Annotated in this window: 8 protein-coding genes; 5 read left to right on the forward strand and 3 right to left on the reverse strand. The window is 46.4% G+C overall.

The features are described from left to right. The first annotated feature begins 221 nt into the window (after positions 1–221). Complete coding sequence (locus QUB12_RS26470) at positions 222–419, forward strand: heavy-metal-associated domain-containing protein (RefSeq protein ID WP_333107044.1); 198 nt, start codon at positions 222–224, stop codon at positions 417–419. A gap of 311 nt (positions 420–730) precedes the next feature. On the opposite strand, the gene QUB12_RS26475 is transcribed toward QUB12_RS26470, so the two are convergent. Then, a complete protein-coding gene (locus tag QUB12_RS26475) occupies positions 731–1,138 on the reverse strand; it encodes a metalloregulator ArsR/SmtB family transcription factor (RefSeq protein ID WP_333143498.1) in 408 nt (135 codons plus the stop codon). Between the two features lie 146 nt (positions 1,139–1,284). Between QUB12_RS26475 and QUB12_RS26480 the strand changes: the two genes are divergently transcribed. Both QUB12_RS26480 and QUB12_RS26485 read left to right on the forward strand, forming a co-directional pair. Then, positions 1,285–1,452: a metallothionein gene (locus tag QUB12_RS26480; RefSeq protein WP_333081421.1), complete on the forward strand. Its 168-nt coding sequence runs from the start codon at positions 1,285–1,287 to the stop codon at positions 1,450–1,452. A 289-nt stretch (positions 1,453–1,741) separates the two neighbouring features. Then, complete coding sequence (locus QUB12_RS26485) at positions 1,742–2,002, forward strand: DUF7219 family protein (RefSeq protein WP_333143497.1); 261 nt, start codon at positions 1,742–1,744, stop codon at positions 2,000–2,002. A 291-nt stretch (positions 2,003–2,293) separates the two neighbouring features. Here QUB12_RS26485 and QUB12_RS26490 read toward each other — a convergent pair whose 3' ends face one another. After that, entirely contained in the window at positions 2,294–3,370 is a 1,077-nt protein-coding gene (locus QUB12_RS26490; RefSeq protein ID WP_333309157.1) for a metal ABC transporter solute-binding protein, Zn/Mn family, read from the reverse strand. A gap of 90 nt (positions 3,371–3,460) precedes the next feature. Between QUB12_RS26490 and QUB12_RS26495 the strand changes: the two genes are divergently transcribed. Both QUB12_RS26495 and QUB12_RS26500 read left to right on the forward strand, forming a co-directional pair. Further along, positions 3,461–4,180, forward strand: a complete 720-nt coding sequence (locus QUB12_RS26495) for a metal ABC transporter ATP-binding protein (RefSeq protein WP_333309160.1) — start codon at positions 3,461–3,463, stop codon at positions 4,178–4,180. A gap of 196 nt (positions 4,181–4,376) precedes the next feature. Beyond that, positions 4,377–5,213: a metal ABC transporter permease gene (locus QUB12_RS26500; protein ID WP_333309162.1), complete on the forward strand. Its 837-nt coding sequence runs from the start codon at positions 4,377–4,379 to the stop codon at positions 5,211–5,213. Positions 5,214–5,405: 192 nt separating this feature from the next. Here the strand turns inward: QUB12_RS26500 and QUB12_RS26505 are convergent, their stop codons facing one another. Further along, positions 5,406–6,461, reverse strand: a complete 1,056-nt coding sequence (locus QUB12_RS26505) for a WD40 repeat domain-containing protein (protein WP_333309164.1) — start codon at positions 6,459–6,461, stop codon at positions 5,406–5,408. Positions 6,462–6,644: the final 183 nt, after the last annotated feature.

The raw sequence follows: 6,644 nt of genomic DNA on the forward strand, positions 1-6,644 counted from the left end.
GGGGCGGGTTCACCAACAATATCTGCCAATAATTAACAATCTCAAAAACCCGCCCCTTTAATCGCTCGCTCGGACATAATATCATTAGTCATTAGTCGGCGCCGCAGGACTTGGCTTTTGTAGAGTCAGAATTTATGCGGACGCACTTTTGCTTGGAAAGCGAAATTAGATTAAAATAAAAGCACAATCAATACTGTCATCTACAATATTTGGCTTTTATTATGGCAATACTACTTAACGTTCCCTCGATCGTCTGCTCCGGCTGCGGTGATACAATTACCAAAGCCATCAAAACTGTTGACTCCGAAGCTACTGTCAATGTGGATGTCGCAGCTAAGACTGTTACGGTTGAGGCTCAAGCTTCTGAAGAGTCAATTACACAGGCGGTTGTTGCTACGGGCCACACCGTCCAAGATTGATATAGCCTTTCTCAGAAAGATGAGGTACTCATGGGCATAGGGCATAGGGCATAGGGCATAGGGCATACCTCACCACGCTTGAGAACCGCTATATCTAGTTGGGTGGGGGCGGGTTTACAAGATTATTGGTATTAGGCCGACATTATTGGTAAAACCCGCCCCTACAGAATTTTAAATCCATTACCAATGCCCAATGCCCTGTTTGGCCAATGCCCAATGCCCTGTTTGGCCAATGCCCAATGCCCTGTTTGGCCGATGCCCTGTTTGGCCAATGCCCAATGCCCCATGCCCAATGCCCAATGCCCAAAAGATTATTCTTCGTCTAAGTGTTCGGCGACTGCTTGGTAAAGTTCAAAAACGTGGCGATCGAGTAAACTATAAAAAACTTGTCTCCCAACCTTGCGGTAACTTACCAACCGCATCGCCCGCAATGCCCGCAACTGGTGCGATACTGCTGACTCACTCATACTCAACGCCGCAGCTAAGTCACACACGCACAGTTCTTGTTTTGCCAAAACCGACAGCAGCCGCAGACGGTTCGCATCTCCCAAAAGACTGAAAAACTCAGCCATCCGCTGAGCTTTGGCGGTGTTGAGAACCTGTGTTTGGATGTCCCCGGCCCGCAAACAGTCAACTAGGTGCGATGGATCGCACGTTGGTGTATCGTTTTGTTGGTAAGGCTGACTTATCGCTCCATTAACAGCAGAGTTGGGTGACATCTTTTCAAGGCTTGTTTTAATTCTGATTTTCATTTTAGTGCGATCGACAAACCTTTTGTAACAAAACTTTTACATTCCCTTGACTAATATCTGAATATGTGTTCAGATATTAGTAGAGATAAACAACCCCACCAGGAGAAGCTCAAATGACTACCGCCACCCAAACAAAATGTGCCTGTCCTTCATGTTCGTGCGTGGTCAGCCCCAGCGAAGCCATTGAAAAAGACGGCAAAACATACTGTTCCAGTGCTTGCGCTGACGGCCACCCCAACGGCCAAGGCTGCGGCCACACCGGCTGCGAGTGCCACAAATAAATATTCGGCTTCAGAAAAGGTTAATCACCCACTGCCAAATATCTCTAAAGGGAGATGCGAACCGCGCATTTCCCAATTTTTTTGCTTTTAGGTTAAAGAAAAGTTAAAATAAAGCTAACTTAAGGTTAAGACTGCATTAATAGACTAAATACAGAGCGAAAAAGCACAATTGCTACTTACGCAATACAATAGAAGCAAGTTAGCGCCGCGATACTGAGTACAAATAGTGCTATTAACAGCAGAGACCGAACCAAAAGTTGAATACCAAAAGTTTAATTAGGAGGGGGCAATGAAAGAGCGGGAAGATTTTTTACATCCTCGCAATCGCTACTACGGTGATTTCACGCCAGAAAACTTGGCGTTTAATGCCAACTTGCAGGAGTTTGCTCAAAAAATAACTTATATTTGCTCGCTGGAAACAGGGGGGAAAATTAGCGCTGAGAAAGCCTATAAAGATATTAAGATGCTTTGGAAAGACCTAAAATCCTCTAAGAAACAATTGGGAATTGGCCAAAAACCCCCCAGTACCGAGGAGCCACATTCACCTTAAAGTCATCTCAGTCAACGCAGCGTTTGCAATCGAAAACCCCTGCGATTGCAAACGCTGCTTTTTGCTGCGTACCCAGCAAAGGTAAGGCAATACGCTTGGGTTAAAACTATTTATTCCTCGGAGATCCCCCTAAATCCCCCTTAAGAAGGGGAGTAGGGGTTGACTTTGAGTAAGTTCTTGTCCCCCCCTTCGTAGGGGCGGTGCCCCCGTGCCCGCCCTTGGTTAGGGGGGATCAAGCTTAACTGAACCCTATTGAAATATAAGGTGCTTGCTAGGCGAACTTTAGAAAGTCTATGGTTTGGGAGTTGGTGCAGTTTCTCCTGCAAAGGAAGTACAATTACCACCGAGGCCAGAAATAATCGCGCAAGTATTAGTTTTCAGCATTCCCTGATATGTATCAGCACCGGTGCCGGGGCCGCCCAACTCGTCGCTGTAAAGTTCCTTGTCCGAAATTTCGACATTTGCCTCCCTCGCCACAGTCTCCATCAACTTCGGATTAGTTGTAGTTTCGGCAAAAATTGTCGGCACTCCTGCGGTCTTAATTTCAGAGGATAATTCGGCAATTCTTGCGGCGGTGGGCTGTTCTTCAGTCGTCACACCCTGCAAAGCTCCAGCCATCTCCAAACCGTAAGCATCGGCATAGTAACTCAGAGCATCGTGAGTGGTTACTAACTTGCGTTTTTCTGCTGCAATAGTCGCAATTTGAGCTTTTATCCAAGTATCTATTTTTTGCAACTCATCTGTTAAGCTTGCTGCATTTTTTGTAAAAAGTTGAGCATTGGTGGGGGAAACTTTGATCAATTCATCCCGAATTGTTTCTACCATACGGATGCCATTTTGAGGGTTATGCCAAACGTGAGGGTCAGGGACTTTTTCGCCTTCTGCATGGGGTTGGTTTTGGGCTTTCTCTTCGCCGTGTTCGTGGTCGTCTTTGCCCATCAGCGGTTTGGGAACGGCGAGTTCGTGGACGGCAATTTTGGGTGCGGAATTACTGCTAGATTCAATTAACTTAATGATGCTGGGTTCGTGGTTGTAGCCACCGTATAAAATCAGATTGCCCGTTTCAATCGCTTTGCGGTCTTCCGGCTTGGTTTGATAGGCGTGGGGGTCGTCTCCCGGCTTGATTAGACACGTGGTGTCGATCGAACTTTGAGCGATTTCTCTAGTTAGGTTGCAGATAACGCCAGTCGTGGCGACGACTTTGGGCAAGTTGGCGGCGGGACTGGCTTGAGTTTGAGTCGCGGCCGGACTCTCTGACACCGGATTGCTGGCGTTCTGCCCTCCACTGCAGCCAACCAGCCCGCAGCCAATTGCCAAAACAGCCACACCGCACAATCTGCCGCTTTTTCCAGCCCAGTTCTTTAACATTTTCACCTTTGGAACGATAATCGTTATTACTTTTTTGAGTTATCCTATTGTAGTAGCTACGAACAAGAATCGTTCTCAAAATCTCTAATTATGCTAGAAGTGCAAGACTTAGCTGTCAATTATCGAGGAATTGCGGCCCTCAACAGCGTCAATTTCCATTTAGAATCGGGGCAATTAACCGGTGTGTTCGGCCCCAACGGCGCGGGGAAAAGCACGATGGTGAAAGCGATGCTGGGATTGATCCCGGCCTGTCGGGGTTTGGTGAAATATCAGGGGCGACTGCTGAAGGAACAGTTGTCGCGGGTGGCTTATGTGCCGCAGCGATCGCAAATTGACTGGGATTATCCGATTACGGTGTGGAATGCGGTAATGATGGCGCGAACCGTCCAGACTGGTTGGTTTCGCAGCCCCTCGAAGCAGTCGCAAGAATTGGTCAAAGCTGCTTTGCTGCGGGTGGGAATGTGGGATTTGCGCGATCGGCAAATTGGCGAACTGTCTGGCGGACAGCAGCAGCGGATTTTCTTAGCAAGGTCGATCGCCCAACAAGCCGATTTATTCTTCTTCGACGAGCCTTTTAACGCGATCGACAAAGCCACAGAAGAAATTATTTTCGATATTTTTGCCGAACTAAAAGCAGAAAATAAAACATTGCTAGTAATCAGCCACGATTTAGGCGAAACTTTAAAACAGTACGACAATTTATTATTGCTCAACAAGCAGTTAATTGCAACTGGTTCCTGCCGAGAAGTTCTCACTGCAGCCAATATTCAAAAAGCCTATGGATACGATTTAAGTTTAGTGTCAGCGTAAGCAAAAAAAGATTTATCTTTAAAATTGATTGTGGCACAGGCGTCCCGCCTGTGCAATTGATTGTGGCACGGGCGTCCCGCCTGTGCAATTAATTGTGGCACGGGCATCTTGCCTGTGCAATTAATTGACTGTGGCACGGGCGTCCCGCCTGTGCAATTGATTGTAGTTAAAAAAATCCTATTATTGACCTAATTCAATGTTAAACCTACTAATTGAGCCGCTACAATTCGAGTTCATGCGAAATGCGATCGCCGTCGGCATTTTGCTAGGAATTCTCTGCGCCGTTGTTGGTTCCTATTTAATTGTACAGCAAATGGGAATGATGGTGGACATGATTGCCCATTCAGTATTAGCAGGATTGCCCGTAGCTTTTTCTTTAGGTTTCAATATTTCAATCGGCGCGTTTATATCGGGAATTATCAGCGCCGTGATTATGGCGTGGATTCAGTCCCAATCGCGCCTCAAAATTGATGCAATCATGGCATTAATTTTATCTACATTCTTAGCAATTAGCGTCACCTTGATTAGCCTATTGCGGACAACCAAATTAGATTTAGACGGGTTTTTGTTTGGCAATATCTTGTCAGTTGCGCCTGCTGACGTGCAACAGACTTTTGTCATTACTTTGATTATTTTGGCGACGGTTAAAATATTTTATAAAGAACTGCTATTCTATACTTTTGACCCGTTGGGAGCGCAAGCCGGCGGTTTGGCTGTAAACGGGATTTATTTGGGGATGATTTCGGCGATTACGCTGACGATTGTTGCGAGTTTGCAAACTGTGGGGGCGCTGTTAGTAATTTCCCTATTAATCGGGCCGGGAATGACGGCGTATTTGTTGGTAAAAGAGCTACATTTAATGATGGGATTAGGAGCTATTATTGGGATTACAGCTAGCGTGAGCGGTATGTATCTCAGCTATTATTGGAATATGCCCTCTGGTGCGGCAATTGTATTAGTTGTTTTTGGGTTATTTTTAGTAGCTTTGCTGTTCAGTCCCAGTCAAGGGATTTTGACAAGAAAGAGAGGATAACACTCCAGGACGCACTTCGACGCTTAGAAACCGGGTTTTTTACTCGATGCAGTCTGCAACGAAGTAGACCCTCGAAAAACCCGGTTTCTGGATACCCGTGGGTAAGTCCTAAAGTTTTCAATTGTTTATGTTTTGGTCAAACGGGTGCTTATGCGAACTTAGCGCCGCCCGAACCCTTTGCCGCCCATAGATTTATGACCAAACCAGCAATTCGCCTCCACAGCCGCCAGCGGCGAGAAACTGACCTTCGGGATGCCATGCGAGACAGGAAAAACCGCCCTCTGCGCCTTCTAGAATTTGCAGCAATTGTTCTGCTTCCTCCCACAAACAAACTTGACCGTCTGCGGCGGCAGAAGCTAATAAAAATGTGGTAGGTTGAAAGGCGATCGCATTTACCACATTTTCATGCACTTCTAACCCCCAAGAATCCCAACCGACACTTTCATCAGCGTGTTTTTCCCACACTGAAATACCTTCCGAACTCGCAGCCGCTAACAAAGGCGCCCCCAAGGAATTAGTTTTATCCGACCAAGCTAACTGCCGAACTTTCCCCGGAAAACCCTGCATTACCCACGGTTCAAAATTACCCCATTCATTAACAATTAGAGTATTGTCCATATTGCCGCAAGCTAAATATTCCCCTTGTGGCGACCAAGAAACGGCACCGGTTGCAGAGGGTACTGATAAAATTTCCGGGTCTTCGTCCCAGTCTTCACCATGCCAAACTTTGACACCTTGATAGCCGCTAACTGCCAGATATTGAACCATCGGATGCCATGCTAAATCGAGAATAGATGATGACTCGAAATTCAGCGTTACTTCAACAACATTATCCTCAGCATTCCAGACTTGAACGTAGCGGCCCATACTGAAAGCTAACTGGTTGCAGTTGGGACTCCAAGCTAACTTATCAACCCAGACGCGCTGGTTATCCAAATCAGCAATTAATTCACCAGAATTAACGCGCCAAATTCGCACTTTTCCATCTTGTCCGCCAGCAGCTAGGAATTGACTGTCGCGGGAAAAAGACAAGCAATCGGCTGATTTCTCCGTAGCACTTTGTAGCGTTTGCAAGGACAATTCATTAACTGCCCCTACTTTCGCCAGCATCACTTCCCCCGCCGCAGAACAGACTGCTAAAGTTTTGCCATCCGGCGACCAAGTAACAGCAGTTATGTAGTCAGACAGCATGGCTTCGGCATGAATTTCTAGGGTTTGTTCACTTTTATTTGTCTTTTTGCTACCCATATTTATTGAATCTGAGATGTTGTACTATTCTTAAGAACGGGCAAGATGCCCGTTCCACAAGAAATGAATTTTCATCTTGTGGAACAGGCATCTTGCCTGTTCCCTTCCACAAAAGATGAATTTTCATCTTGTGGAACAGGCATCTTGCCTGTTCCCTTCCACGGGCAAGATGCCCGTGCCACA

It is taken from the genome of Microcoleus sp. B7-D4, from assembly GCF_036705125.1.
Classification (GTDB): Bacteria; Cyanobacteriota; Cyanobacteriia; order Cyanobacteriales; family Microcoleaceae; genus Microcoleus.

Excerpts from the sequence above, each read along its gene's own strand:
- QUB12_RS26485 (WP_333143497.1), top strand. The coding sequence starts at position 1,742 with ATGAAAGAGCGGGAAGATTTTTTACATCCTCGCAATCGCTACTACGGT.
- QUB12_RS26500 (WP_333309162.1), top strand. The coding sequence starts at position 4,377 with ATGTTAAACCTACTAATTGAGCCGCTACAATTCGAGTTCATGCGAAAT.
- QUB12_RS26505 (WP_333309164.1), bottom strand. The coding sequence starts at position 6,461 with ATGGGTAGCAAAAAGACAAATAAAAGTGAACAAACCCTAGAAATTCAT.
- QUB12_RS26490 (WP_333309157.1), bottom strand. The coding sequence starts at position 3,370 with ATGTTAAAGAACTGGGCTGGAAAAAGCGGCAGATTGTGCGGTGTGGCT.
- QUB12_RS26470 (WP_333107044.1), top strand. The coding sequence starts at position 222 with ATGGCAATACTACTTAACGTTCCCTCGATCGTCTGCTCCGGCTGCGGT.
- QUB12_RS26480 (WP_333081421.1), top strand. The coding sequence starts at position 1,285 with ATGACTACCGCCACCCAAACAAAATGTGCCTGTCCTTCATGTTCGTGC.
- QUB12_RS26495 (WP_333309160.1), top strand. The coding sequence starts at position 3,461 with ATGCTAGAAGTGCAAGACTTAGCTGTCAATTATCGAGGAATTGCGGCC.
- QUB12_RS26475 (WP_333143498.1), bottom strand. The coding sequence starts at position 1,138 with ATGTCACCCAACTCTGCTGTTAATGGAGCGATAAGTCAGCCTTACCAA.